Origin of the sequence: Streptomyces rubradiris (assembly GCF_016860525.1) — a bacterium.
Classification (GTDB): Bacteria; Actinomycetota; Actinomycetes; order Streptomycetales; family Streptomycetaceae; genus Streptomyces; species Streptomyces rubradiris.
Genome location: NZ_BNEA01000001.1, coordinates 395,787 through 422,122, shown reverse-complemented (window position 1 = coordinate 422,122; position 26,336 = coordinate 395,787). Strand labels below are relative to the sequence as shown.

Sequence of the window (26,336 nt, the reverse complement as noted above, 5' to 3'; positions counted from 1 at the left end):
CAAGGCCACCTCGACAAGCCTCGGGGACCGGCCGGGAGGCACAATGGTGATCATGACAACGACGTCGTCCGCCACCTTCCTGCCGGTCCTGGAGCGCATCGCCGAGGAGATCAGCCACACGCCCGGGCGCGGCCGTCCCGCCGACTACATCCCGGTCCTCGCGGCCCGCGACCCGCGCAGCTTCGGCATGGCCGTCGCCGAGCCGGACGGCACGGTGTACGGGGTGGGGGACTGGCGGGAGCCGTTCTCCGCGCAGTCGATCACCAAGGTCTTCACGCTCGCCCTGGACCTGGCCCGGGAGGGCGACGAACTCTGGGAGCACGTGGGCCGCGAGCCCTCCGGCAACCCCTTCAACTCGCTGGTCCAGCTGGAGTACGAGAACGGCATCCCGCGCAACCCGTTCATCAACGCGGGCGCCCTCGTCGTCACCGACCGGCTGCAGACCCGTACCGGGGACGCGGCCGGCGTACTGCTGGACTTCCTGCGCGCCGAGAGCGGCAACCCGGCCCTCGACTTCGACACGGAGGTGGCCGCCTCCGAGACCGCGCACGGCGACCGCAACGCCGCCCTCGCCCACTTCATGGCGTCCTACGGCAACATCGACAACGACATACCGGTCCTGCTCGACCAGTACTTCCGGCAGTGCTCCATCGCCGCCTCCTGCGCCGACCTGGCCCTCGCCACCGGTTTCCTCGCCCGGCACGGCATCCGCGCCGACGGCAGCCGGCTGCTCAGCCGCAGCCAGGCCAAGCAGGTCAACGCGATCATGCTGACCTGCGGCACGTACGACGCGGCCGGCAACTTCGCCTACCGGGTGGGCCTGCCCGGCAAGAGCGGGGTCGGCGGCGGCATCATCGCCGTCGTCCCCGGCCGGTGCACGCTGTGCGTGTGGAGCCCGGGTCTGGACGAACGCGGCAACTCGGTCGCCGGCGTCGCGGCCCTGGACCGTTTCACCACCCTCACGGGCCTGTCGATCTTCTGACCCGGGGAACGTCCGCGGCACCCCGAGGACGCATGTGCCGCCCCCCAAACCCCCGCCCCGTCCCCTGCCGGTCACACAGCCGCTCCCGCCCGGCAGGTCCGGCGTCGCCCACCGGCCACCCGGCGTTGCCACGCTGCCCCGGTGTTGGCCATGGAATTCCCCGTCGATCTGCGCCAGTGCCAGGCCCTGGGCCTGGCCGGCACCGCCTTCCTCGCGCTCGGCGGCGAGACGGCCGGCGCCCTGCCGGTCCGGGAGCTGTGGGCGCCCGCCTCGGTGCACGCGGCCCTCGGCCTGGTCGGGGTGTACTTCGGCATCGTCCTGCTGACGGCCGCCTGGCTGTTCCTGGGCCGGCTGATACGCGGCCCGCGTCCGCCCACCCCGCGCGCCCTGCTGCTCGTCCTGGCCCTCTGGGCGGCCCCCCTGCTGCTCGCACCCCCGCTGTTCAGCCGGGACGTCTACAGCTACCTCGCGCAGGGCGCCATGGCCGACGCCCACATGGACGTCTACGCCCACGGCCCGGACCGGCTCGGCGGCCCGCTCGCCGACGAGGTCGCCCCGATGTGGCGGCACACCGCCGCCCCCTACGGCCCCGCCTTCCTGGCCCTGGCCTCCGCGCTGTCGGGGCTGACCCACGGCGAGCTCCCCGCCGGCCTGCTCGGCATGCGCCTGGTCGCGCTGGCCGGCGTGGCCCTCATGGTGGTGGCGCTGCCCCGGCTCGCCCGGCACAGCGGCGCCGACCCGGCCGCCGCGCTCTGGCTCGGCGCGCTCAACCCGCTGGTGCTGCTGCACCTGGTCGCGGGCGCCCACAACGACGCCCTGATGCTCGGCCTGCTCGGGCTCGGCCTGGTCGCCGCGCACGGCCCCCGGGCCGCCGTCGGGGCCGCCGGCGCCGTTCTCGTCACCCTCGCCGCGCTGGTGAAGGTACCGGCGGCGCTCGGCCTGCCGGCCGTCGTCGCCCTGCGCATCCGTTCCGGAGACCGCCCGCTGCCGGCCGTCCTGACCACGGCGGCGGCCTCGGCCGCGACCACGGTCACCGCCACGGCCGTGGCCGGCACCGGCTACGGCTGGATCGGCGCCCTGGGCACACCGGTCTCCCCGCACAACTGGGCGCTGACCAGCCTGCTCGGCCGGGCGACCGGCGCCCTGCTGACCCGCCTCGACAGCGGACTGGCCCCGCTGGCGGTCCCCGCCTGGCACCTGCTCGGGCTCGCGGCCGCCGCCGTCGCCGTGCTGCTGACCGGGCGCAGACTGCGCGCCCGGCCGGTGTACGCGCTCGGCCTGTCCCTGCTCGCGGTCGCGGTCCTCGGCCCGGCGATCCGGCCCTGGTACGCGCTGTGGGGCCTGTTCCTCGTCGCCGCCGCCGCGCCCGGCACCCCGGTACGGCACCGGTCGGCCGCCCTGGCCGGGGTGCTCGCCCTCGCCGTGCTGCCCAGCGGCGGGCCCGCCGGCCGGGGGCAGCTGGTGCTGGCGGCCTTGGGCGGGGCCCTCGGTGTCGTCGTCCTGTGGCAGGCCCTCCTGGCCGCCCGGGCCCCGCTCCCGGGACGCCCGGCATGACGGGGCCGAGCCGGTCCGGGCGGACCCGCGCACGGCTGGAGCGGCTGGGACCGCGCACGGGCCGGGGCCGGCTGCTGCTGGTCCTGCTGGTGGCGGCGGCCGTCACCGCGTTCACGGCGACCGTGCCGCTGCTGCGGGGCTTCTTCGACCTGCGGGTGTACTACGGCACTGTGCACACCTGGGCGCACCACGGCGGCCGGATCTACGACTACCGGGTGCCGGGCACGGTGTACGGCTTCACCTACCCGCCGTTCGCCGCCGTCGCCATGCTGCCGCTGGCCCTGCTCGGCCGGGCCGCGGCGATCGCCGTGTCCCTGCTGGTGAACCTGGCCGCGCTCGCGGCGGTGCTGCGCATCCTGGCCGGGCCCGGCCGGTGGCGCCACGGCTGGTACCGGTGGGCGCTGTGCCTGTGCCTGCTGGCCCTGTACGAGCCGCTGCGGGACACCTTCAGCTTCGGCCAGGTGAACGTGGTGCTGCTGGCCCTCGTCCTCGTCGACTGCCTGCTGCTGACGACCGGCCGGGGTCGCTGGGCGGGTGCCGGGACCGGGCTGGCCGCCGCGGTGAAGCTGACGCCCGTCCTGTTCATCGGGCTGATGCTGCTCGCCGGGCGGCGCCGGGCGGCGGCCGTCGCGACGGCGGTCGCCGCCGCCGCGACCGCGCTGGCCGCCTGGGCCGACCCGGCGGCCTCCCGGTTCTACTGGACCGAGGCGCTGTGGGACACCGGCCGGGTGGGACGGCTCGACTATGTGTCGAACCAGTCGCTGCAAGGGGTGCTGGCCCGCCTCGGCGAGACCGGCCGCCCCTGGTGGGCGTCGGCGGTCCTGCTGACCCTGTGCGTCTGGGCGTGGCGGGCCCGCCGGGCGGTCGCGGCCGGCGACTGGCCGGCGGCGTTCGCGCTCACCGGTACCGCGGCCTGCCTGGTCAGCCCGATCACCTGGGTGCACCATCTGGTGTGGCTGCTGCCGTCCTTCGCGGTCCTGGTCCGCGCCGGGCACCCGCGGATCGCGGGCGCTCTGTACGCGGTGCTGTGCACCAGCGTGGTGTGGTTGTGGGCCGGTGACGCCGCGGGCCTCGACGGGTTCCTCGGCGCCAACGCCTACGTCTGGGTCTCGCTGGGCCTGCTGTTCGGCCTGCCGACCGGTCAGGGGCGGGGCGCTCGGCCGCCCTTGGCGCGCAGCGCCAGCGCCACGGCCCCCGCGCCGAGCCCGGTGAGTCCGGCCACGACGACGGCGGGTGACCAGCCCGGGTCGTCGTCGGAGGCCGGCGCTCCGGCCGCCGCCACCGGCGCGGCCGACGGCTCGGTGCGGGAGGGCGGGCGCAGTCCGTCCAGCGAACCCACCGGGTCCACCTGCCCGGCCGCCGCGAAGCCCCAGTCGAGCAGCGCGCGGGCCTCCTCGTACACGGTCAACCCGCCGTCGGCCTGAGGGTTGAGGACACTCACCACGAGGGTGTGCCCGTTCCGGCGCGCCGCGGCCACGAGCGTGTTGCCCGCGTCGCTGGTGTAGCCGTTCTTGATGCCGATCAGCCCGGGGTACGGCGCCACGCCGTCCTCGCCGGTCAGCAGCCGGTTGGTGTTCTCGATGGGGTACGACGAGCCGTCACCGGGGAAGCTGGCCTCGGCGGTGCCGCAGTACCGGGCGAAGTCGGGGTCGCGCAGGCCCGCCCGGCCGAACACCGCGAGGTCGAAGGCGGAGGACACCTGGCCGGGGGCGTCGTAGCCGTCCGGGGAGACGACATGGGTGTCCAGCGCGCCGAGTGAGCGGGCCTTGTCCTGCATCCGGGCGGCGGTGGCCTCCCAGCCGCCGCCGAGCCGGGCGAGGACGTGCACGGCGTCGTTCCCGGAGCTGAGGAACACCCCCCGCCACAGGTCGGCCACCTGGTAGGTGTGCCCCTCCTCGACGCCGACCAGGCTGCTGCCCTCGCCGACGTCCGCCAGTTCGTCGTAGCGCACGGTGTGCTGGAGCCCGCCGGGCAGCATGGGCAGGACGGTGAGCGCGAACAGGGTCTTCAGGGTGCTTGCGGGGGGCAGTTCGCGGTGTGCGTCGTGCGCGGCCAGCACCTCCCCGCCGCCCGCGTCGGCGATGAGCCAGGAGAGCGCCGAGACGTCGGGCAGTTCGGGGGTGCCCCGGTGCGGCCGGACCTGGGTGCCGGACCTGTACAGCAGGGACGGCCCGGGCAGCGCCGCCGGGGGGCGGGGCGGGGCGGGTTCCCCGGCCGGGGGTCCGGCGGCGGCAGCGGCCGGTGTGAGCACCAGCAGGCCCGCCACACAGAGGGAGCAGGCCGACACTGCCGCGCGATACGAGAATCCGGTGATCATACGATCAACCTACGAACAGGGCGCGGGTCCCTCACCCCGCCGGGGCCGTTCGGGGAGCCGAGCAACCCGGATGCCGCACCGGGGCGCCCGGAGCCGGGTCAGCCGGCCGGGAGGGTGGGCCGGACCTGCCGCAGGAACGCGGCGTTGTCCGGGGTGGCCCGCAGCCGTTCGAGCAGGGTCTCCATGGCGGACGGACCGCCCTCCCGGGCGCGCAGGGCCCGGCGCAGTCCGCGTACGGCGGTCAACTCGGCCGGGGTGAGCAGCAGTTCCTCGCGGCGGGTGCCGCTGGCGTCGATGTCCACGGCGGGGAAGACCCGCCGGGCGGCCAGCTCCCGGTCCAGGCGCAGCTCCATGTTGCCGGTGCTCTTCAGCTCCTCGAAGAAGTAGCCGTCGGCCCGGGAGCCGGTGTCCACCAGCGCCGAGGCGAGGATGGTCAGGGAGCCGCCCTCCTCGGCCTGGCGCGCGGCGCCGAAGAACCGCTTGGGGCCGGTCAGCGCCCCCGCGTCGACGCCGCCGCTCAGGGTGCGGCCGCCGGCGGCGGAGGTGTTGTTGTAGGCGCGGCACAGCCGGGTCAGCGAGTCCAGCAGCACGACGACGTCCTCGCCGGCCTCGACCAGCCGCTTGGCCCGCTCCACGACCAGCTCGGCGAGGGCGATGTGGTCCTTGGGCGAGCGGTCGAAGGTGGAGGCGTACACCTCGCCGTGCACCGAGCGGCGCATCGCGGTGACCTCCTCGGGCCGTTCGTCGAGCAGCAGGACCATCAGCCGGCACTCGGGGTGGTTGCCGGCCACGGCGGCGGCGAGCTGCTGGAGCAGCACGGTCTTGCCGCTCTTGGGCGGCGCCACGATGAGGCCGCGCTGGCCCTTGCCGACCGGCGCGAGCAGATCGGCGACGCGCCCGGTCAGTCCGGCGCCGGGGTGTTCCAGGCGCAGGCGCCGGTGCGGATGGAGCGGGGTGAGCTCGTGGAAGCGGCGGCGTGCGCGGGGTTCCCCGGGGGCGCGTCCGTTGACGCGCGCGATCCCGGTCAGGGTCCGCCGGTCGCCCCGGACGCCCTCGACCAGGTCGCCCTTGCGCAGTCCGTGGCGGCGCACGAGTGCCGGTGCGACCTGCGGATCGGCGGGGGAGGGCAGCAGGCTCGCGGCCCTGAGGTGTCCCTTCCCGTGCGCGTCGATGTCCAGCACGCCGGTGACGAGCGGTGCGGCCGTTGCCTGCGGGGCCTCGGGAGGGGTTGCGAGTGTGGTGGTCATGCGGGTGTCCTTTCGCGGACGGAACAGGGAGGAGCAGCGGGGTGCGGCCGCGAGCGGGAGGCGTCTGCGACTGCCTCCGGGCGGCGGAGACGGTGCCTCGGGTACGGCGGAGAAGGCCCGTCGCAAGGCGGTACCGGGAAGCTGACGCGCCGGGGACCGGGAGACCCGGGACAGCGGCGAACCGACCAGCTGAGAAAGAGAGAAAAGAAAGACTGGCACCGGCGCCCACCTTGGGCGTGCACGAGTGCTGATAGCACGTTACCACTGGATGGGGTGCGGCGTCCGTGATGCGGGCGACACATCACCGGATCGTGGCATCCCCGCGGGGCGGGAGCCGTCCGCCGGGCCCGTCGGCCGCACCACGCAACGGCAGGAGTCCGTGGGGGAGTTGCCACAGTCCTGGACGGCCGCCGCCCGGATCGTGCGGACACCCGATCATCGTCACGGGTCCGTCACCCCGGCCGGTCGCTCGTGGGGGTGGTGATCCGGCGTGGAGCGGACCGCCGCCGCGGGCGGTGCGGCACAGTGGCCGCGTGCCTCGCCGACTTCTTCCGCTGGTGGTCGCCGCTCTGGTGAGCGTCGCCGGCTGCACCACCGTCGACCCCGCCCCCCACCCCGGAGCCGCCGGATCCCGGCGCGCCCTCCCGCCGGACGCCGCGGCGAGACCGTCGGTCCCGCGGACCCCGGCGAGCGAGCCGGCCGCCGGGGCGGCGCTCGTGCGCACCGGCGACGGGCCGCCCGGCCGGCCCGGCCCGGCGGCCCGTACCCGAGGGCCCGTGTCCGGCGGCGGACCGGCGCCCGCCGTGCCCCGGACCGCCCCCGCCGCACCGGCCCCCCAGCCGCGCGCGAAGCGCCGCCCGCCCGCGGGCCCGGCCCCCCGCCCCCGTACGGCCTCCCGCCCGCCCGCCGCCGTGATGCGCGACCTGTGCCGCCGGGCGGACGGCGTGGCGGCGCCCGAGATCGTCCGCCTCTGCCGCGAGACCTACGGCTGAGCCGGACCAGCCGGGGGAGGGGCCCGGCATGATCTCCGCATCACCCGGCTCCGCCGTGCCCGGTCCGCGGCGGCACGGGGGCGTGCGACGGCGGTCCGCCGTGGCGCCGTAGGCTGCCGGCATGTTCGGTCCCGAAGGCCCCACGCTCCGCGAACTCGCCGTACAGGCCCTGTCGTCCGTCGAGCGCGGATACGACCTGCTCGCGCCGAAGTTCGACCACACCCCCTTCCGGACCCCCGACCACGTGCTGGACGCCGTGGCCGAGGCGCTCGCGCCGCTCGGACCGTTCACGGACGGGCTCGACCTGTGCTGCGGCACCGGCGCCGGGATGCGGCCGCTCGCCCGGCTGTGCCGCCACAGCGTCACCGGGGTCGACTTCAGTGCCGGCATGCTCGACGTCGCCCGGCGGCGGGTGCCGCCCGCCGAAGCACCCCGGGTCGCCTGGGTACGGGGCGACGCGCGGGCCCTGCCGTTCACCGCCGCCTTCGATCTGGTGGTCTCTTTCGGGGCGTTCGGCCACTTCCTGCCCGGGGAACTGCCGCGGCTGTTCGCCGGGGTCCGCGCGGCGCTGCGGCCCGGCGGCCGGTTCGCCTTCCCGGTGTTCGCCCCGCCCCGCCCCACCAGTCCCGCCTTCTGGCTGCTGTCCGGGTTCGACACGGTGATGCGGGTGCGCAACGCGCTGTGGCGACCGCCGTTCGTCATGTACTACCGGGCGCTCCGACTCGGCGCCCTCCTCGGCGAGTTGGAGCGGGCCGGGTTCACGGTCGAGCTGCGCGCGCTGCCCGGGTTCGGCCGGCGAGCCGACGGCAGCCCGCGCGGCCGGCTGGTGGTGGCCCGGAACGACGGCCCGCCGGGCCCGGCGGTCACACCGCGGCGGGCAGGGTGAACTCGTAGACCAGCGCGTCCTGTTCGGCGTGCACCACCAGATCCGTGATCTCCAGCGGGCGCGCGTACTGGTCGTGCACGCGCCGGGTCACCCGGACCGACGCGGCCTGCGAGACCTGGCTGATGGAGTCCCGGTGGTGCAGGCACAGCCCGGCCTTGCGCATCCAGTCGTAGGCCCGCCGCAACTGCGCGGGCGTGGCGCCGTCGGCCCGGTCCCGGTAGCGCGCCAGCTCCGCCACCTCGGCCAGGGCCACCGCCGAGAACGACGTCACCGCCGTCCGCAGCGTCCGGCCGTCCGGTGCGACCGACCGGTAGTGGTGCACCAGCGTCGGCCGGTGCGGGGCCAGGCCCAGCTCCCGCGCGTGCTCCGGCGGCGGCACCTCCCACACCACCGTGGCCTGGTCCACCGCACACGGGTCCGCCGGCCGGGCGCCCACCGGGAAGGCGAGCGAGTCGGGCGACTCCACCGGCCGGCCGGGCAGCACGGCGTGGCTGCCCCGCCGGTCGGTGGCGACCGCACCGCTGCGGCGCAGCACCTGAAGCGCCTGGCGGACGGTCTCCCGGCTGACCCCGAAGTGCGCCGCCAAGTGCCGTTCGCCCGGCAGCCGTTCACCCGGCGGAATCGTACCGTCGCGCAGCTCGCCGAGTAACAGCGCCGCTATGCGTCCGTACAGGGGACGGCCGTCGACGGGCGGGGGATCGTTCGGGGTGGTGCGGGCCATGCCGCGCCCTCCTGTCGGTGACAAGACGTAGTCGTCCGGGTTCATTGCGCGACCACAATTAGCATTGGTCTAAACCACGAGGGAAGGGCGGTCGATGGTTTCGACCGAAATCCACCCGCCCGCCACGGCCGTCACCGGGCGACCGGTGAGACGCGCTCACAGGGCGCGGTAAACCGCGTCGACCAGCGCAGTCTTCCGGGGATCATCGGCGAGGCGGTGTCCCATGCGGTTCATGACATAGCCCAGTGACACCCCGGCCTCCGGGTCGGCGAGCCCGCAGGAGCCGCCGAAGCCGTCATGGCCGAAAGCCCGCGGGTTTGGCCCGTACAGCCCCTGGGGGCCGCTCAGCCACAGCCCGAGCCCGATCTCGGTCTCCCCCTCGAAGGCCGCGCCGAGCACCAGGTCGCGACCGGGGCCCTCGCTCTCCCGCACCCGCTCCGCGGCCCGCGCTGACAGGAACCGCCGGCCGCCGAACGCGCCGCGCCCGGCGAAGACGCCGTACAGCGCCGCCACCGCCCGCGCGGTGCCGTGCCCGTTGGCCGCGGGGATCTCCGCCGCCCGCCAGTCGGCGCTGTTCGCCTGCGCGGGCCCGGTGGCCGGATTGGCCAGAGCGGCCCGCACGACCGGCGTCAACGCGCCGAAGGCGGCGGCCTGTTCGGCGGCCGGCCGGAACGGCGCGAGCACCAGTTCGGCCGCCCGGTCGGCCTCCCGCGCCGGCAGGCCCACCGTGAAGTCGGCCCCGAGCGGCCCGGCCAGCTCCCGCTCCAGGAAGGCCCCCGGCATCAGCCCCGAGACCCGCCGTATCACCTCACCGACCAGGAAGCCGTACGTCAGCGCGTGGTACCCGGACCGGGTCCCCGGCTCCCACCAGGGCGCCGTGGCGGCGAGCCGGCCAGTGGTCGACTCCCAGTCGTACAACTGCTCCAGCGTGTGCGGTTCGCGCAGTCCGGGCAGCCCGGCGCGGTGCGACAGGAGATGCCGTACGAGGACCTCCTCCTTGCCCTCGGCGGCGAATTCGGGCCAGTACGCGGCCACCGGCGCGTCCAGGTCGAGCAGCCCCCGGTCGGCCAGCAGATGGGCGCACAGGGCCACCACCCCCTTGGTGGTCGACCACACGTTGACCACGGTGTCCCGCTCCCACGGCCGGGTCCGCGCCGGGTCCGCCCAGCCGCCCCAGAGGTCCACCACCGTTCGTCCGGCGACGGTGACCGCCACCGCTGCGCCCAGTTCCCCGCGGGTGCGGAAGTTCTCCTCGAAGGCCTCCCGCACCGCGGCGAACCGCGGATCGCAGTGCCCGAGGATGTGCGGGGTGGTCCGCGGTGTCTCCTGCGTGGACATGAGGCCTCCGTCGTCGCCGGGAACCCGGGTCCGCGCCGATCGCGGCCCGGGGAGGGCTCCGAACGTACCGACTGCCCGGTCTGCGGGGAAGGGGGGTCCCGGCCGCCCGCCCGCCGGCCGGACTCAGGCGTACGAGCGCAGCCAGCGCACCTTGGCCGCCTCGTGGAACGGGCCGCCGCCCTCATGGTCGTTGAAGTCGTACACCTCGACGGTCTTGTCCTCGTGACCCCAGGCGTTGAACGCCGCGAACACCGTCGAGGGCGGGCACGTCTGGTCCTCCAGGGCCGCCGAGAACAGGGCGGGCGCCCGGCCCCGGGCCGCGAAGTGCACCCCGTCGAAGTAGGACAGCGTGCGCCGCACCTCCGCGGCGCGCCCGCGGTGTGTCTTGAGGAAGAGGCCGATCTCGCGGTACGGGTGACGGTCCGTCAGTGTCACCGCGCGCGGGAAATCGCACAGGAACGGCACGTCCGGGGCGACCGCGACCAGGTCCGGCACCAGGCCGCCGACGGCGATCGACAGGCCGCCGCCCTGGCTGGCGCCGAGCGCCACGGTCCGCGTCGCGTCGGTCAGCGGGTGCGAGCGGGCCGCCTCCACCGCGCGCACGCCGTCGGTGATGACCCGGCGGTAGTAGTAGTTCTCGGGCGCGTCGATGCCCCGGGTCATGTAGCCGGGGTAGGCCGGTGCCGCGCCCACCGGGTCGGCGGTGTCGCCCCCGCCGCCCCAGGCGCTGCCCTGCCCGCGGGTGTCCATCACGAAGTGCGCCCGGCCCGTCGACGCCCACAGCAGGCTCTCGTGCGGCAGGCCGCGCCCGCCGCCGTAGCCGAGGAACTCCACCACCAGCGGCAGCGGTCCGGTGGCCCCGGCGGGCAGCCGCAGCCAGCCCTTGACGGGGTGGCCGCCGAACCCGGCGAACGTCACGTCGTAGACGTCGACGGTGGTCAGGCCGGTCTCCACGGGCTCGAACCGCGCGTCCAGACCGTGCTCGCGGGCCTGCTGGAGCGTCTTTTCCCAGAAGGCGTCGAAATCCTCCGGCTCGGTGGAATCGCTGCGGTACGCGTGGAGTTCGTCCAGGGGGAGGTCGAACAGGGCCATCGGCAACCGCCTTTGTGGAGGAAGGGTATGCGCTCTCACGGTACGTGGATGAGCGGATCTTTGGCCAGGGACCGAGTGGTGTACCGACCCCTTGATACGGCCGAACTGTTGGGGCGATGGCTCGGGTACCGGGGTTAGTAAGCGCTTGCTCTCGGTGGGCGCGCGCAGCCCCGGCGGGCTCCCGGAGACCGGCTCACCCGCCGGTCACATCCGTGGCTGGGTCCACCGCGGACCCGTCCGCTCCCACTCCCGCTCCCACTCGGCGAGCCGGTGGCGCAGGGCGATCCGGCGCTCGATCACCCGGCCGAGGTACACCGCCGTCGCCGTGCCGCCCGCGGCGCACAGCCCGACGGTCACGGCGTGCTGCCACACCGCCCCCTCGCCCGGCGGCGGCGCCACGCTGCGGCCCCGGGAGTCGAACCACACCGAGACCGGCTCCCCGGCGCGGGCCCCGGCGGGCACCTGCGCCCATGCCGTACGGACGCCCTTGCCCGGTTCGGTCCAGCGGATCTGGGCGCGGTGGGCCCGGCGGTCGCCCTGGGGCGCGGACGGCCGTCCGGCCGGGTCGTCCACCACGACGGCGCGCACCTCGTGTCGCTCGGCCCGCTGTACCGCGGCGAGTGCCCGGGCCCGGTCGTGGGCGTGCAGGCCGGCGAACACCCCGGCCAGGGGGGCGGCCACGCACAGCAGGACGGTGACCAGCAGCACCGCCCACGCCTCCACGACGTCCGACCGGCGCCGCAGCGGATTGCGCCGCCAGCGCCAGCCACGCACCCGGGTACGCATGTCCACCTCCTCGCCGCCGCAGGAGCCGCGAGCCGGCGGGGCCGGGCTGCCCGGCCCACCGCCCGCGCCGCTCACGCGCACGAACGTCCACACCCGTCTCGTACCCCGTTCGGAGCACCTCGCGCACGCCGCGAACCGCGAGTTCCGGCCCATATGGCGCACGACGGACACCACGCGCCCCACGATCGCGCGCCGAGCGCCGCCACGCGACCCGGGCGCCGGGTACCGCGGTGCTACCCCGGCACCGGGGACTGGGCCTCCCGCCCTGACGGGTCGTCGTACCGTCGCGCGACCCGGCGCCGGGGCGAGCCCGCGGCTCCAAGAGGCGCGCGCTCCCGTCGGACGCGCTTCCCGGCGGAGGGCCCTGTAGCGCACCGGCGATCCGCGGGCTCGGCGGGCGCACCGCTCGGCGGACGGTACCGATGCTCAGCCGGGGCAGGCTCCCGGCTCCGCCGCACCCGGGCTCCGGTGGCCGTCGTCAGCCGAACCGCTCGACGCGGATGCGTTCCACCGGCTGGCCCGCCGCGACCAGCAGCCGGGAAGCGTGCTCGGCGAAGGCGTTGGAGCCGCACACATAGGCTTCCCACCCACCGGCGGGCCGGTCGGCCAGGAGCGGCGCCACATGTGCGGCCGCCATACGTCCCACCGGCACCCCAGGCGGAGCGCTGCGGGTGAACACGGGAGTCGTCTCCGCGCCCAGCTCGGCCGCGTAGATCAGCTCCTCGGGGCTGCGCGCCGACACCAGCATCCGCAGCGGGACGGTGAGGCCGCGCGCCCGGTGGTGCCGGACCATCGACATCAGCGGTACGACCCCGGAGCCGGCCCCGAGCAGCAGCGCGGGCCGGTCGCCCGGCCAGGCGAAGAAGCCGCTGAGCGGACCGCGCACCTCGACGGTGTCCCCGGGCCGGGCCACGGTGTGGAACCAGCCGGAGACCTCGCCGTCCGGCACCCGGTCCAGGGTCAGTTCGATGTGCCCGGACGCGTCCGGCGCCGACGCGATCGAGTAGTGGCGCTGCGCCACGTAGCCGTCCGGGGCGGTCAGCCGCAGCAGGAGGTGCTGGCCCGGCAGATGCCCCGCCCACTCCGGCACCGCCAGGCGGAACGTGGCCGCGCGCGGTGTCTCGCGGCGGATCTCCGTCAGCGTGGCGGTCTGCCAGCGCGACGCCGCCTGGCCGCTCACGGCGATCCGCCCGGGCACCGCGAACCGGGTCGCGGGAGTCGTCGTCTCAGTCACCGGCGTACCGCTGTTCCTCCCACGGGTTGCCCCGCGCGTGGTAGCCGTTGCGCTCCCAGAAGCCCGGCTCGTCGTGGTCGAGGAGCGTGATGCCCGCGACCCACTTGGCGCTCTTCCAGAAGTACAGGTGCGGTACCACGAGCCGCGCCGGGCCGCCGTGCTCGGGAGGCAGCGGCGCGCCGTCGTACTCCCAGACGATCCAGGCCCGCCCGCCGGTGAGGTCGGCGAGCGGCAGGTTGGTGGTGTAGCCGGTGTGGGAGTAGGCGAGGGCATGTGTGGCGGACCCATGTGGCCGGGCCACACTGAGGAAGGCGTCGAGCGAGACGCCGCCGAATCGCACGCCGAACTTCGACCAGCCGGTCACACAGTGGATGTCGCCCTCGTACGCCGACGCCGGCAGCGCGTGCGCGGCGTCCCAGTCCCAGGTGTGCGGGCGTTCGACCAGGCCGTCCACGCGGAAGGACCAGTCGGCGGGCGAGAGGTCCGGGGTGACCTCGGCGGACAGGACGGGCCAGTCCTCGCGCGCGTCGTACTGCCCGGGCGGCAGCCCGGGACGGTGGACGCGCGGGCGGCCCGTGAAGCCTCGCGTGACGTTCATGGTTCAACCGTACGCTGTCGTTCCGGGTGCTCCGTCCCTGGTCGGGGTCCCCGTCGTTGCTGCCGTATGAACTCTGCCGGGGTTCGGGAATACCGCCTCCGCGCCGTTCCTTGCCGATCGGTGCCGGCCCTGGTGGGCCGGTGACACAGGTCAGAGACCGGCCGAGAGAAGCGAGGAAACGAGCATGCCCCAGGCGTATGTGTCCGACAGCGTGATCGAGGGGGCCGCATGAGCGTCGTGAGCGGCCCGGACGCCGGACCCGGCCGGACCGCCGACGGCGTCCCGCACGTCCTGGACAACCCGGCCCTCGCCTCCCTGACCGGCCCGCACGCCCGCTTCGCCGAGCGGCGCGGCCGGGTGCTGCGCTACCCCGTCGACGTCTCGCCGTGGCTCGCGCTGCCGGACGACCCGGACGAGCGGGACTGGGCCGACCTGGCCGCGCTGGCCGGCCCCGGCGCCGAGGTCCCGCTGCCCGGCTTCCGCGGCCGGGTCCCGGCGGGATGGGAGGTCATCTCCCGGCTGGAGGGCGTACAGCTGGTGGACGACGGACTGGCCGCCGCGCCGGATGCCGAGGCGGTGCGGCTGGGGCCTGCGGACGTGCCCGAGATGCTGGCCCTGGTGGCGCGCACCCGGCCCGGCCCGTTCCTGCCGCGCACCGTGGAACTCGGCACCTACCTCGGCATCCGCCGTGAGGGAGCGCTGGTCGCCATGGCGGGGGAGCGGCTCCGCCCGCCGGGCTGGACCGAGATCAGCGCGGTCTGCACCGATCCCGCCTTCCGCGGCCAGGGCCTGGCCACCCGGCTGATCCTCGCGGTGGCGCACGGCGTCCGGCAGCGCGGGGAGACGCCGTTCCTGCACACCGGCGCCGGGAACACGGGCGCCATCCGGCTGTACGAGTCCCTCGGCTTCCGGCTGCGCCGCCGCACGGTGTTCCTGGAGGCACGGGCACCCCAGAACCAGCCGGACGACCGCGCGGCGGTACCGGTTCCCTGATACCGCGGTACCGCGACGGCGCCTGTGGTGACCGGTGGCCGGGCCGGAGCCGGGTCCGGGTCGTTCGTGGTGGCCCGGTACGGGCCCGGTGCGGCCGCCCGCCGTCCGCGAGGATCCGCTCGGTCGGCGGCTCACGGGCCGGCTCCGGCGCGCGGGACGACGTGGGTGCCCGGTACGTCCGGACGCCCGCACCCGATGAATCACCCGGCGCGGACAGCCAGGCATATCCCCCTCACTCCCCGTCCGCGCCCGTCGCCCCCGCGTTGTACCGCTCCAGGTACGCCGCGAACCGCACCAGGTCCTCCTCCGGCCACTCGGCGAGCCGTTCCCGGAAGGCCGCCCGGCGGCTGCGGGTGACCTGGGCCAGGATCTCCCGGCCGGCCTCCGTCAGGTGCAGCACCTGGACCCGGTGGTCCTCCGGGTCCAGCCGGCGCTCGATCAGCGCGGCCCGCTCCAGCGCCGCCACCTGCCGGCTCACCGTGGACTTGTCCAGGGCGTAGTGGGACGCGAGGTCGGTCGCCCGGCAGCCGTCGCGTTCCTCCAGGTGCCCGAGCAGGGTGTATGACACGAGGGACAGCTCGGGGTGCATACGGCCCGCCGAGGCGCGGGCCCGGCGGGCGAAGATGGTCATCTCGCGCTGGATCGTCTCGACGGCCGACTCCGCTGCGCTCACGGGAAGTACCTCCTCCGGATTTTCTAGTTGTATAGTACAACTTGAAGTAAAAGTTGTATAAGCCAACCTTTGGAGGTCGCGCGCGATGAGGTCACCGGCACTGCGCCATGTGCTCACGCACCTGATCACCCCGCTGCTGATGTGCGTAGGCATGGGGCTCGCCTACATGGGGGCGTTCGTCACCCCCGAGCCCCATCACCTGCCGGTCGCCGTCGTCGGCACCAACCCCGAGGCCAAGGTCTTCGCGCAGACGGTCAAGGACACCGCCGGGGAGAAGCTCGACGTGCGCACGGTGGCCACCCGCGCCGACGCCGTCGGCCTGCTTCGGGCCCGCGACATCACCGGCGCCTACGTGCCGAGCGCCAAGACGCCCGAGCTGCTGGTGGCGAGCGCCGCCTCCGACATGGGCGCCATGGCCGTCGAGAAGGTCTTCACCCCGGTCGCCGCCGGACAGGGCGTGCCGCTGAAGGTCACCGACGTGGCCCGGCCGGTCGCCGACGACCCCACCGGGCAGGGCCTGTTCTTCCTGATGATCGCCGTCAGCATCGGCTCCTACGCCTCGGTCGCCGCCCTCGGCGCCGCCGGTGCCGCCCTGCCGATGCGCGTCCGCGCGCTGCTCGCCGTGGGTGTCTCCGCGGTGGTCGGCTGCGTCGGGGCGCTGCTCGCCGGGCCGGTGTTCCACCTCGCCCACCACGACCTCGCGGGCGTGTGGGGCATGGCCTGGCTCTACTCGGCGGGCATCCTGCTGATCGGCGTCGGCCTGCACACCTTCCTGAAGCGGTGGACCACGCTGACCATGATGGTGCTGTTCGTGATGCTGAACTTCACCAGCTCCGGCGGATTGTTCCGGCCCGAGCTGCAGAACGGGTTCTTCGGCACCCTGCACGCCTTCTGGAACGGCGCCGGCTTCGTCGAGGGCGTCCGCAGCCTGCTGTACTTCGGCGACGACGGCCTCGGCCGCACGGTGTGGACCCTGGTGGCCTGGCTGCTGGCCGGCGTCCTGGTGACCGCGGCGGCCGCCCTGTACGAGGGCACCGGCCGCACCCGCCGGGAAACCGCACACGCCGGGGCGGGCGCCGAGGCCGGTGCCGCGTCCGCCGGGAGCGAGACCGGGCGGACGGGCCCGCGGCACGCCAAGGACGAGGCCGCGCGGGAAGCCGAGCGGGAGGCCGAGGAAGAGGTCGAGGAGTCGGTCGGCGTCTGAACTCGCCGCGACGGAAGGCCCGTCGGGCCGTGGGGTATGGTGGCCGTCCGGCCGCGGAGACCCGCGGCCGGCGAGGGGCGAGGAGGTGAGACCCATTACCGCTGTGTCGGCTGGGGTGCTCTCTCCTCGTGACCGCGCGGTACACCGGCAGCGGTGACCGCGGGAGCGCCCTGAAGTCCCGCGCTCCCGAAAGGCTTCCGCTTCCATGTCCGTACTCCCTCCCATGACCTTCTCCGCCGTCGTCGGCGCGCTGCGCGCCGCCGGATGCGTCTTCGCCGAGGACGAGGCCGAGTTGATCCTCGCCACCGCCCGCACCCCCGAGGAGGCGGCCGGCATGGTGGCCCGGCGCGCCACCGGGTTCCCCCTCGAACAGGTCCTCGGCTGGGCCCGGTTCCACGGACTGCGGATCGCCGTGGAGCCCGGGGTGTTCGTCCCCCGCCGGCGTACCGAGTTCCTGGCCGGCCAGGCGCTGGCCGCCGCGCCGGACGCGACCGTCGTCGTGGACCTGTGCTGCGGTTCCGGCGCGCTCGGCGCGGCCCTCGCCCACGCCCTGCCCGGTGCCGAGGTGCACGCCGCCGACATCGACCCGGCCGCCGTACGCTGTGCCCGCCGCAACCTCGCCCCCTTCGGCGGCCGGGCCCACCAGGGGGACCTCTACGACGCCCTGCCGCCCGGTCTGCGCGGCCGGGTGGGCCTGCTGACGGCCAACGTGCCCTACGTCCCCACCGCCGAGGTGGCCCTGCTCCCGGCGGAGGCCCGTGACCACGAACCGCTGATCGCGCTGGACGGCGGGGCCGACGGACTCGATGTGCTGCGCCGGGTCGCCGCCGGGGCGTCCGAGTGGCTCGCCCCGGGCGGCAGCCTGCTCACCGAGACCAGTGAACGCCAGGCACCCGCCGCCGTACGCGCCCTCACCGACGCGGGCCTGACGGCCCGTCTGGCGGTCGACGAGGACCTGTACGCCCACGTGGTCATCGGCGTACGCCCCGCACCGGAGCGGTAACCGGCCCCGCCCGCCCGCTATCCCAGTTCCTGCGCCCGGGCGATCAGCAACGCCACGTCGTCGTGGTTGTCCGGGTTGCGCAGCGTGCGCAGGAGGTGGTCGCAGGTCTCCTCCAGCGGGCGGGCGGGGTCGTCCAGCAGCGACAGCAGCAGGGCCAGCCGCTCGTCCAGCGAGTGGGAACGGGTCTCCACCAGCCCGTCGGTGTAGAACACCAGCTCGTCGCCGGGCTCGAAACCGACCGTGACGGTGGAGAAGCCGACCCCGCCCACCCCGAGCGGCACCCCGGTGGGCAGGTCCAGCAGCTCCGGCGGGCTGCCCGGCCGTACCCGGGCAGGCGGCAGATGGCCGGCGTTGGCGATCCGGCACTGGCGCAGATGCGGGTCGTGGACGGCGTACACGCAGGTGGCGATGGAGTGGTCCAGGGCCGAGGTCGTCTTGTCCAGGTGCTCCAGCAGCCGGGCCGGGTCGAGGTCGAGCGCGGCGAGGGTGGTGGTCGCGGTGCGCAGCCGGCCCATCGTGGCGGCGGCGCCGACCCCGCTGCCCATCACATCGCCCACGACGAGCGCGGTCTTGCCGCCCTCCAGCGGGATCACGTCGAACCAGTCGCCGCCCACCTCGCTGGTGGCCCCGGCCGGCTGGTAGCGGGAGGCCACCTCCAGGGCGGTGGTCACCGGCGGATGGCTGGGCAGCAGGCTGCGCTGGAGGGTGAGCGCGGTGTTGCGGGCGTTCTGGTACCAGCGCGCGTTGTCGATCTGCACGGCCGCGCGGGCCGCCAGCTCCCGCGCCAGCAGCACGTCGTCCTCGTCGAAGGGGGCCGGGTTGCGGGTGCGCTTGAGGTCCAGCGCGCCCAGCACCTCGCCGCGCGCGATCAGCGGCACCGCGAGGTACGAGTGCAGGCCCGCCCGGCCGAGCAGCACGGCCGCCTCCGCGGAGCGGGCGATCAGCGGCAGGTCCTCGTCCTTCACCCGCGGCACCAGCACCGCCTCGCCGGTGCGCACGCACTCGGTGACCAGCCGGTCAGGCCCGTACCGGGCGATCTGGCCGGGCGGGTCGGCGGCCCGGACCGCGTCGCTGCCCTCCGCCGGGCGCACGGCCAGCGCCCGGATCACCGCGGACTCCGAGGGCCCGAGCGCGCTGGGCCGGCCCTCGACCACCGCGTCCAGCAGGTCCACCGCCGCCACGTCCGCCAGCTCCGGCACCGCGACCTCGGCCAGCTCGCAGGCCGTGCGCTCCAGCTCCAGCGTGGTGCCGATCCGGGCCGAGGCGTCCGCGATCACCGCCAGCCGGCGGCGCGCGGTCTCCGCCTCCACCGAGGCCCGGTGCTGCTCGGTGATGTCGACCAGCGAGACGGCCACCCCGAGCACATGGCCGAGGGTGTCCTCCAGCCGGTACAGCGAGTGCGACCAGGTGTGGTCCTCGTCCGGGTCGGCCGGGGTGCGGCCGACCAGCGTGTCGTCGATCAGCGGCACACCCGTCCGGAGCACCCGCCGGGCCGCGGCCTCCAGGTCCCCGGCGTTCAGCAGCGGCACCACCTCCCGCAGCGTCCGGCCCACGTGCTCGGCGGCCGGTACCCCGTTGATGCGCTCCAGAGCGGGGTTGACGGAGACGAACCGCAGCTCGGTGTCCAGGACGCCGTAGCCGATCGGCGACTGCTTCACCATCCGCTCCGACAGCGCCACGTCCTGTTCCAGCCGGCGTACGGTCGACTGGTCGGCGGCCAGCCCGAGCGCGTAGACGTCCCCGCGGTCGTCCAGCAGCCGCATGTTCCGGAACTCCACCAGACGGGTGCTGCCGTCCTTGTGCCGGACCGGGAAGCCGCCCGCCCAGCTCTGCCCGGTGCGCATCACGTCGGCGAACAGCCTGCCCACCAGCCGGCTGTGCTCTTCGTGCACCATCAGCCGGGCGGCGTACTGGCCGAGGGCCTCCTCGGCGGTGTACCCGAACAGTTCCTCCGCCTGCGGGCTCCACAGCACGATCCGGCCGTCGGTGTCCAGTACTACCGACGCCACGCCCAGGACGTCCAGCAGGCCGCCCGGGGGAACCGGACCGCGCGCGGGCTCGCCGCTCTCCGTCGCCGGAGCCCCGGCCGCACTCATGCCACGCACCGCCTTCGCCCGTCCGCACGGCACGCCGTGCCTCGTGCCGACCGACCTCGTTCTACCGCGCTCACACCCGACTCTCCGCCGCCGTCGCCGTTCTCCCTCCACCATCTCTCACCACGGCGGCGCACGTCCGCCGGAGCCGTGCGCCGGTGGTGCGCGGGGCTCGAAGTTCCTGCCGGGACCGTACCGCGCGGTCCCGAGCGCCGTGAGAGTTCACGCTCATGTTGCGTGATTGGTCTGTACATGACTATGACGCCACGCCAGACTGTCCGCCGTCCGAGTGCCCCGCCGCCCGTCCGAGGAGCCGGCCATGCCCGCGTCCGCCCGACAACGCTGTCACACGGTCCTCGCCGTACTCGTCACCCTCGTCACCGCCGCCGTCGTGTCCCTCGCCGCGCCCGCACCCGCCTCGGCGGCCGGCACCTGGACCGAGACCGGCTCCGACCGCGCCGACCCGCTGACCGAGAGCCAGGGACTGGCCTCGGTGGAGGTCCCGGCGAACAGCCCGAACCGCTACACCGGCGTCGGCACCATCCCGGTCGGCCTCGCCGCGCGCGGCTGGAACCACGTCGGCGACCCCGACGCGTCCTACGACGGCTTCTACATCGAGCCCTACCAGCGGGACTCCGGCAACTCGAAGATGTTCCGGGTGCAGGCGCCCGGCGGCGCGTGGTCGGAGTACGTCCACACGCTGAGCCCGGGCGAGGCGCTGAACAACTCCTGGGCCGCCGTCTCGCCCGACGGCCGGTGGATGCTGTCCGGCGAGTGGGGGACCATGACCCGCCTCCTGGTCTTCCCGACCCCGGGCGTCAACCCCGCCACCTCGCCCTCGGCGGACCTCCCGCAGGTCTCCACCGTCCGCCTGGACCACGCCGTCCGCGACGTCCAGGGCTGCGACTTCACCGGCCCCACCACCCTGCTGTGCTCCTCCGACGACCCCGAGGGCAGCCTCTTCGGCATCACCAAGCCGCTGCTCCAGGTCGACCTCTCCGCCCCGCCGGACGGGACCGCCGACGTCACCGGGCACGTCACGGCGGTGCGCAAGTTGCCGCTGCGCAGCTCCTGCCAGGGCACCTTCGAGGCGGAGGGCATCGACTACGACCGCCGCGGCGGCGTCCTGCGCGTGATCGTCGTCTCGCCCGGCTTCTGCGTGCTGACGGACAGTAAGACGTACAAGTTCACCCGCGGCTGAGGTGTGCCCGACGGCGCGTGGTGCTTTCCTGGGGGTGGACGCGGTTCGGCGGGGTACCCCGTTCCACCGCAGCGCGGCCACGAAAGGAGCGATCATGGCAGACACGGAGCGGTCGCATCCGGAAACCGTCACGGTGGAGATCAGCGGTTCGAAGGAGGACGCCCGCCTGGTGTTCGAGGCGCTCAGGTCCTGCTTCGCCTCCGACCGGGGCGCGGACGAGGAGCCCCAGCAGCTCCACGAGACCCGGCCGATGGTGTGGCTGGGCACCTACGACGTCGCCGACGCCCGGGGCTCCGGCTGCCCGCCGGTCCACCTCGGGCAGCCGGTCCAGGCGGACGTCCAGGGCGGCTACTGGGCCGTCGACCGGTTCCGCACCGCCCTGGACTCGATGTTCACCGTGCGGGAGACCTGTACGGCCTCCGGCGACCAGGAACGGGACCTGCACCTGCGCCTGGAGAGCCGCTGAGTCACCGAGGCGACGCCCCGGCCGGCCCCTGACCGGCCGGGGCGTACTGCGCCAGCCCGTACCCGAAGGACCAGTCGGCGTCCCCGTTCTCGGTCAGGGTGACCAGTACATTGCGCGGCTCGGTACCGGTCCGCTCCTGCACCAGCTCGGCGATGCGCCGGTACATCGCCCGCTTGCGGCCGGCGTCGCGTCCGGCCCGCAGGGTGATCGCCACGAACACGACCGAGTCGTCGCGCGGGACGCCCGGGTAGTCGCCGTGGCGCAGGGTGCTGCCGGCGCCGTCGTGGCCGGTCAGTACCTGGAAGAGGTCCTCCGGCGGAATCCCCAGCGTCTCCACGAGGGCGTCCTGGACGGCCCGGCCGAGCGCGTCGAGGCGGGCGGGGTCGGTGGTGAGCGTGTCGATGCGAACAAAGGGCATGACGGGGCTTCCTTCCGGGCGGCGGATCGGTCTCGACTGAATGTACATACTAGTAGGTACACAAACTGCCGTTTGTGCAACTAGTTGCACAAAGGCTCGGGCTTCCTCTACAACAAGAGGTGACGAAACCGCGTACGGAGGGCCCGATGAGCCGTTACCCGCACCTGATGACCCCGCTCGACCTGGGCTTCACCACGCTGCCCAACCGCGTGCTGATGGGCTCCATGCACGTCGGCCTGGAGGAGGCCGAGGGCGGCTTCGAGCGGATGGCGGCGTTCTACGCGGCCCGCGCGCGCGGCGGCGTCGGCCTCATCGTCACCGGCGGCATCGCCCCCAACGAGGAAGGGCGGCCGTACGAGGGCGGGGCCAAGCTCACCACCGACGCGGAGGCCGAGCGGCACCGGGTGGTGACCGAGGCCGTGCACCGCGAGGGCGGCCGGATCGCGATGCAGATCCTGCACTTCGGCCGGTACGCCTACCACCGCGACCTCGTCGCGCCCAGCCCCCTCCAGGCGCCGATCAGCCCCTACGTGCCCCGTGAGCTGACCGACGCCGACGTCGAGCGCACCATCGAGGACTACGCCCGCGCCGCCCGCCTGGCCCGGCAGGCCGGCTACGACGGCGTCGAGATCATGGGCTCCGAGGGCTACCTGATCAACGAGTTCATCGCCGCGCCGACCAACCGGCGCACCGACCGCTGGGGCGGCTCGTACGAGAACCGGATGCGCTTCCCCGTCGAGATCGTCAAGCGGGTCCGCGAGGCCGTCGGCGAGGACTTCATCGTCATCTACCGGCTGTCCATGCTGGACCTGGTCCCGGGCGGCTCCTCGCTGGCGGAGGTGATCACCCTCGGCAAGGCGGTGGAGGCCGCCGGGGCGACGATCATCAACACCGGCATCGGCTGGCACGAGGCCCGCATCCCCACCATCGCCACCTCCGTGCCGCGCGGCGCCTACACCTGGGTCACCAAGAAGCTCATGGGCGAGGTGTCCGTCCCGCTGGTCACCACCAACCGCATCAACACCCCGGAACTCGCCGAGGAGTTGCTCGCCGACGGCGGCGCGGACATGGTGTCCCTGGCCCGCCCGATGCTCGCCGACCCCGACTTCGTCGCCAAGGCCGCCGCCGGCACCCCCGAGGCCATCAACACCTGCATCGGCTGCAACCAGGCCTGCCTCGACCACACCTTCAGCGGCAAGATCACCTCCTGCCTGGTCAATCCGCGCGCCTGCCACGAGACCGAGCTGGTGCTCGCGCCGACCCGGCTGAAGAAGCGCGTCGCCGTGGTCGGCGCCGGCCCGGCCGGACTCGCCTGCGCGGTCTCCGCCGCCGAACGCGGCCACGCCGTCACCCTGTTCGACGCGGCGGGCGAGATCGGCGGACAGCTCAACGTCGCCCGCAAGGTGCCCGGCAAGCAGGAGTTCGACGAGACGCTGCGCTACTTCCGCCACCAGCTCGACGCGCACGGCGTCGACGTCCGCCTGGACACCTGGGTGGAGGCCGCCGACCTGGACGGCTTCGACGAGGTCGTGGTCGCCACCGGTGTCACCCCGCGCACCCCGGACATCCCCGGCGTCGACCACCCCCGTGTCCTCGGCTACCTCGACGTGCTCCGGGGCGGCGCCCCCGTCGGCGACCGCGTCGCCGTCCTCGGCGCCGGCGGCATCGGCTTCGACGTCGCCGAGTACCTCACCGACGGCGGCGACAAGGCGAGCGAGGACCCGCGGACCTACTTCCGGCACTGGGGCGTCGACATGGACTACCGGGCGCCCGGCGGCCTCACCGCCCCCGAGCGGCCCGCCCCGCCCCGCCAGGTGCACCTGCTCCAGCGCAAGACCAGCAAGGTCGGCGCCGGTCTCGGCAAGACCACCGGCTGGATCCACCGCACCGAGCTGAAGCACCGGGGCGTGACCATGGTGCCGGGCGTGCGCTACGACCGGATCGACGACGCCGGCCTGCACATCACCGTCGGCGGGGAGAGCATGGTCCTGGAGGTCGACACGGTCGTGCTGTGCACCGGTCAGGAGCCGCGCCGCGACCTGTACGAGGCGCTGGTCGCCGCCGGCCGCAGCGCCCATCTCATCGGCGGCGCCGACGTGGCCGCCGAGCTGGACGCCAAGCGGGCGATCAAGCAGGGCACGGAGCTGGCGGCGACCCTGTAGGGGCCGTGGGCCGCCCTCCCTAGGATGAGCCCATGTCACTCCCGCACGCGATCCTCACCGCCCTGCTGGAAAAGCCGTCGTCGGGACTGGAACTGACCCGCCGGTTCGACAAGTCGATCGGCTACTTCTGGTCCGCGACGCACCAGCAGATCTATCGCGAGCTGGGGAAACTGGAGGCCGAGGGGCTCATCCGCGCGCTGCCGGCCGAGCAGCCGGCCCGCGGCCAGAAGAAGAGCTACGAGGTACTGCCCGCGGGCCGGGCCGAACTGGCCCGCTGGACGGCCGCCGCGCAGGACCCGAAGCCGCAGCGGGACGTGCTGCTGCTGCGGCTGCGCGCGGCGGCCGTGGTGGGCACCGCGGGCCTGGAGGCCGACCTGCGCCGCCACCTGGAGCTGCACCGGCGGCAGCTCGCCGAGTACCAGGAGATCGAGCGGCGCGACTTCCCGCCCGGCCGCGACGCCCCGCAGGACCGGCTGCGCCACCTGGTGCTGCGGGCCGGGATCGACCTGGAGACCTTCTGGACCCAGTGGCTCACCCACGCCCTGGCGGAGTTCGCCGAACTGCCGGACACCGACTGAAGGGGCCTTTCAGAGCCGGTACGGCCGGGAGCGGCGGCGCAGGACCCAGCCGGTGGCGACGACCCCGGTGCCGACCAGGGCCGCGCCGACGCCGAGGGTCAGCGGGCCGTAGTCGCGGGCGGCGCCGCCGAGGCCGCCCATCACGCCCCGGGACGGGGCCGGGCTGGTGGTCGCCGAGATCGCCGGCCGGGTCTGGACGGGCGCCGGCCTGGTCGGGACGGTCGTCGGCTGGGCCGGGACGGGTGCCGCCCGGGTGGGGACGGTCGTCGGCTGGGCCGGGACGGCTGTCGGCCGGGTCGGGACGGCCGCCCCGGAGACGATCACCGACTGGCTGCCCGCGGTGGTGCCGCTGGAGCAGAGCACGACCACGGTGTAGGTCCCCGGGCTGACCCCCGTCCAGGCCGCGGACTGGCTGACCGACGTGCCGGACAGGGCCACCTGCCGGCCCTGGGAGAAGGTGGCCTGACGGCTGGTGAGCAGGGCCGCGGTGCCCCAGCTGCCGTTGACCTCGGTGCACGCGCCGGTGACCACCGACACCGTGGAGCCGATGGTGCTGACCGAGATGCCCGAGACCGCGGCGGTCGGCCCGGCGAGCGCGGCCGGGAGCGCGGTGGCGGCCGCCAGGGTCAGGCCGGAGCGGAGCAGGAGTCGCGAGTTGTCCATGGACGGGCCCTCCGGCGGCACGGTCGGCGGTACGTCCCATGCGCCGCCGGGGGTCGGGAAGCGCCCGTGCTGCCTCAACCGCAGCCAACGCCCCGCCGGGCACGGCCGCACCCGGAGCGGCGCGATCAGGTGACGGCGGCCCGCGCGGTGGCCTGATGTGCCCTCAGCCGCCGGTGGTGACCGTCCGCTCCGCCGACCAGCCGCCCCAGGTGCCGTCGGGCAGCCGGGCCCGCAGCCGTACCCGGTGTTCCTCCCCGGCGGCGGCGCCCGCGTAGAAGCTGTGGTGTGCCCGGCCGCGCGGGGGAGTGCCGCCCCAGACCAGCGAGGTGGCCGTGGCGCCGTCCAGCCCGATCTGGTACTCGGTGATCACGCCGTCCGCGCGCGGCGGGTCCCAGGCGAGGTCGATGTAGTAGGCGCCGTCGGCGTGGTGGGTGGTGGCGGTGAACGCGGTGGGCGCGGTCGCCCGGCCGTCGTCGCGGCCCGGCGTGGTCAGGCGGGCCGGCGGGCCGGCGGGGGAGAGGTTGTCGGCCGCGTCCCGGGCGCGGACCGTGAAGACGTAACGGGTTCCGGGGCGCAGGCCCGTGACGACGGTGGCGGTCTGGTTCCCGCCGACACTGTGGACCTTCACACCGCCCTGGTAGACGTCGTACGACGACACGCCCCGGTCGTCCCGGGACGCGCCCCACGACAGCTGGACGGCACGACTGCCCACGGCCCGCCCGGTGGTCGCGCCCGGCCGGGCCGGAGCCGAGCGGTCCGCCGCCGTCACGGCCGGCGTCCGCGCCCGCACCGGTTGGCTCGGCGGACCCAGCCGGCCCGCGGTGTCCCGGGCCCGTACGGTGAAGGCGTACCGGGTGGACGGCCTGAGCCTGGTGACATCCACCATGTGCTGTGCGGCCGGTACTTCGGCCACTTTTGTGGTGTCCCGATATACCTCGTAGGTGCGGACCCCGGCGTCGGCGGGAGCCGCGTTCCACATCACGTGCACGCTGGTGGCGCTGCCCGCCGCGGCGGTGACCCCGACGGGAGCGCCGGGTGCCCGGCCTTCATCGTCCTCCGCCCGATTCCAGCCGCAGGAGGCGACCAGCAGCACGGCCCCGCAGACCAGCACGGACGGAAAGGGAACGCGTCGCAC

General features: G+C 74.8%; 24 protein-coding genes and 1 pseudogene. 12 read left to right on the top strand and 13 right to left on the bottom strand.

Features of this window, described 5'->3' with window-relative positions:
• Positions 1-43: 43 nt before the first annotated feature.
• The 3 genes from Srubr_RS02050 to Srubr_RS41560 all read left to right on the top strand — a co-directional run bounded on the left by Srubr_RS02050 (position 44) and on the right by Srubr_RS41560 (position 3,960).
• Complete coding sequence (locus tag Srubr_RS02050; protein ID WP_189993055.1) at positions 44-982, top strand: glutaminase; 939 nt, start codon at positions 44-46, stop codon at positions 980-982.
• A gap of 150 nt (positions 983-1,132) precedes the next feature.
• Positions 1,133-2,536 (top strand): polyprenol phosphomannose-dependent alpha 1,6 mannosyltransferase MptB, encoded by a 1,404-nt coding sequence (gene mptB, locus Srubr_RS02045; protein ID WP_189993053.1) that lies wholly within the window; start codon positions 1,133-1,135, stop codon positions 2,534-2,536.
• Positions 2,533-3,960, top strand: a complete 1,428-nt coding sequence (locus Srubr_RS41560) for a glycosyltransferase 87 family protein (protein ID WP_308439894.1) — start codon at positions 2,533-2,535, stop codon at positions 3,958-3,960. The genes mptB and Srubr_RS41560 overlap by 4 nt, the downstream gene beginning before the upstream one ends.
• A gap of 11 nt (positions 3,961-3,971) precedes the next feature.
• On the opposite strand, the pseudogene Srubr_RS02040 reads toward Srubr_RS41560, so the two are convergent.
• Both Srubr_RS02040 and rho read right to left on the bottom strand, forming a co-directional pair.
• Positions 3,972-4,853: pseudogene (locus Srubr_RS02040) on the bottom strand (D-alanyl-D-alanine carboxypeptidase family protein); the annotation flags it as partial.
• Positions 4,854-4,951: 98 nt separating this feature from the next.
• Positions 4,952-6,100 carry a transcription termination factor Rho gene (rho, locus tag Srubr_RS02035; RefSeq protein WP_189993047.1) on the bottom strand — a complete coding sequence of 383 codons (1,149 nt, stop codon included), beginning with the start codon at positions 6,098-6,100 and terminating at the stop codon, positions 4,952-4,954.
• A 533-nt stretch (positions 6,101-6,633) separates the two neighbouring features.
• Here rho and Srubr_RS02030 point away from each other — a divergent pair.
• Positions 6,634-7,092: a hypothetical protein gene (locus tag Srubr_RS02030; protein WP_229926588.1), complete on the top strand. Its 459-nt coding sequence runs from the start codon at positions 6,634-6,636 to the stop codon at positions 7,090-7,092.
• A gap of 121 nt (positions 7,093-7,213) precedes the next feature.
• A complete protein-coding gene (locus tag Srubr_RS02025) occupies positions 7,214-7,978 on the top strand; it encodes a class I SAM-dependent methyltransferase (RefSeq protein ID WP_189993045.1) in 765 nt (254 codons plus the stop codon).
• Here the strand turns inward: Srubr_RS02025 and Srubr_RS02020 are convergent.
• The 6 genes from Srubr_RS02020 to Srubr_RS01995 form a co-directional block, all read right to left on the bottom strand.
• Positions 7,956-8,699: a GntR family transcriptional regulator gene (locus tag Srubr_RS02020; RefSeq protein ID WP_189993043.1), complete on the bottom strand. Its 744-nt coding sequence runs from the start codon at positions 8,697-8,699 to the stop codon at positions 7,956-7,958. The two genes, Srubr_RS02025 and Srubr_RS02020, sit on opposite strands and share 23 nt — an antisense overlap.
• A gap of 156 nt (positions 8,700-8,855) precedes the next feature.
• The gene (locus Srubr_RS02015) at positions 8,856-10,037 is read right to left on the bottom strand and encodes a serine hydrolase domain-containing protein (RefSeq protein WP_189993041.1); all 1,182 of its coding nucleotides are present in this window, start codon (positions 10,035-10,037) and stop codon (positions 8,856-8,858) included.
• 123 nt (positions 10,038-10,160) lie between these two features.
• Positions 10,161-11,129 carry an acetylxylan esterase gene (locus Srubr_RS02010; RefSeq protein ID WP_189993039.1) on the bottom strand — a complete coding sequence of 323 codons (969 nt, stop codon included), beginning with the start codon at positions 11,127-11,129 and terminating at the stop codon, positions 10,161-10,163.
• Between the two features lie 204 nt (positions 11,130-11,333).
• Positions 11,334-11,915 (bottom strand): Rv1733c family protein, encoded by a 582-nt coding sequence (locus Srubr_RS02005; protein WP_189993037.1) that lies wholly within the window; start codon positions 11,913-11,915, stop codon positions 11,334-11,336.
• A 478-nt stretch (positions 11,916-12,393) separates the two neighbouring features.
• Positions 12,394-13,149, bottom strand: a complete 756-nt coding sequence (locus Srubr_RS02000; RefSeq protein WP_189993035.1) for a ferredoxin reductase — start codon at positions 13,147-13,149, stop codon at positions 12,394-12,396.
• Positions 13,142-13,747 carry a sulfite oxidase-like oxidoreductase gene (locus Srubr_RS01995; protein WP_189993034.1) on the bottom strand — a complete coding sequence of 202 codons (606 nt, stop codon included), beginning with the start codon at positions 13,745-13,747 and terminating at the stop codon, positions 13,142-13,144. Before Srubr_RS01995 ends, Srubr_RS02000 begins: the two co-directional genes overlap by 8 nt.
• Positions 13,748-13,975: 228 nt before the next feature.
• Between Srubr_RS01995 and Srubr_RS01990 the strand changes: the two genes are divergently transcribed.
• Positions 13,976-14,740: a GNAT family N-acetyltransferase gene (locus tag Srubr_RS01990; protein WP_189993032.1), complete on the top strand. Its 765-nt coding sequence runs from the start codon at positions 13,976-13,978 to the stop codon at positions 14,738-14,740.
• A gap of 232 nt (positions 14,741-14,972) precedes the next feature.
• On the opposite strand, the gene Srubr_RS01985 is transcribed toward Srubr_RS01990, so the two are convergent.
• A complete protein-coding gene (locus tag Srubr_RS01985; RefSeq protein WP_189993030.1) occupies positions 14,973-15,413 on the bottom strand; it encodes a MarR family winged helix-turn-helix transcriptional regulator in 441 nt (146 codons plus the stop codon).
• A gap of 85 nt (positions 15,414-15,498) precedes the next feature.
• Between Srubr_RS01985 and Srubr_RS01980 the strand changes: the two genes are divergently transcribed.
• Both Srubr_RS01980 and Srubr_RS01975 read left to right on the top strand, forming a co-directional pair.
• Complete coding sequence (locus Srubr_RS01980; protein ID WP_189993028.1) at positions 15,499-16,617, top strand: ABC-2 transporter permease; 1,119 nt, start codon at positions 15,499-15,501, stop codon at positions 16,615-16,617.
• Positions 16,618-16,840: 223 nt separating this feature from the next.
• Positions 16,841-17,620: a putative protein N(5)-glutamine methyltransferase gene (locus Srubr_RS01975; protein WP_229926587.1), complete on the top strand. Its 780-nt coding sequence runs from the start codon at positions 16,841-16,843 to the stop codon at positions 17,618-17,620.
• Between the two features lie 17 nt (positions 17,621-17,637).
• On the opposite strand, the gene Srubr_RS01970 is transcribed toward Srubr_RS01975, so the two are convergent.
• Positions 17,638-19,716: a SpoIIE family protein phosphatase gene (locus tag Srubr_RS01970; RefSeq protein ID WP_189993024.1), complete on the bottom strand. Its 2,079-nt coding sequence runs from the start codon at positions 19,714-19,716 to the stop codon at positions 17,638-17,640.
• 316 nt (positions 19,717-20,032) lie between these two features.
• Here Srubr_RS01970 and Srubr_RS01965 point away from each other — a divergent pair, with 316 nt between their 5' ends.
• Both Srubr_RS01965 and Srubr_RS01960 read left to right on the top strand, forming a co-directional pair.
• The gene (locus tag Srubr_RS01965) at positions 20,033-20,914 is read left to right on the top strand and encodes a hypothetical protein (protein ID WP_189993023.1); all 882 of its coding nucleotides are present in this window, start codon (positions 20,033-20,035) and stop codon (positions 20,912-20,914) included.
• A gap of 94 nt (positions 20,915-21,008) precedes the next feature.
• Positions 21,009-21,380 carry a hypothetical protein gene (locus Srubr_RS01960; protein ID WP_189993021.1) on the top strand — a complete coding sequence of 124 codons (372 nt, stop codon included), beginning with the start codon at positions 21,009-21,011 and terminating at the stop codon, positions 21,378-21,380.
• A 1-nt stretch (position 21,381) separates the two neighbouring features.
• Here the strand turns inward: Srubr_RS01960 and Srubr_RS01955 are convergent, their stop codons facing one another.
• Complete coding sequence (locus tag Srubr_RS01955; RefSeq protein ID WP_189993019.1) at positions 21,382-21,798, bottom strand: tautomerase family protein; 417 nt, start codon at positions 21,796-21,798, stop codon at positions 21,382-21,384.
• Positions 21,799-21,944: 146 nt separating this feature from the next.
• Here Srubr_RS01955 and Srubr_RS01950 point away from each other — a divergent pair, with 146 nt between their 5' ends.
• Both Srubr_RS01950 and Srubr_RS01945 read left to right on the top strand, forming a co-directional pair.
• Positions 21,945-23,960 (top strand): NADPH-dependent 2,4-dienoyl-CoA reductase, encoded by a 2,016-nt coding sequence (locus Srubr_RS01950; protein WP_189993017.1) that lies wholly within the window; start codon positions 21,945-21,947, stop codon positions 23,958-23,960.
• Positions 23,961-23,992: 32 nt separating this feature from the next.
• Complete coding sequence (locus Srubr_RS01945; RefSeq protein ID WP_189993015.1) at positions 23,993-24,538, top strand: PadR family transcriptional regulator; 546 nt, start codon at positions 23,993-23,995, stop codon at positions 24,536-24,538.
• 9 nt (positions 24,539-24,547) lie between these two features.
• Here Srubr_RS01945 and Srubr_RS01940 read toward each other — a convergent pair whose 3' ends face one another.
• Both Srubr_RS01940 and Srubr_RS01935 read right to left on the bottom strand, forming a co-directional pair.
• On the bottom strand, positions 24,548-25,201 hold the full coding sequence (locus Srubr_RS01940) for a hypothetical protein (protein ID WP_189993012.1): 654 nt from the start codon (positions 25,199-25,201) through the stop codon (positions 24,548-24,550).
• Positions 25,202-25,364: 163 nt separating this feature from the next.
• Positions 25,365-26,336: a fibronectin type III domain-containing protein gene (locus Srubr_RS01935; protein WP_229926586.1), complete on the bottom strand. Its 972-nt coding sequence runs from the start codon at positions 26,334-26,336 to the stop codon at positions 25,365-25,367.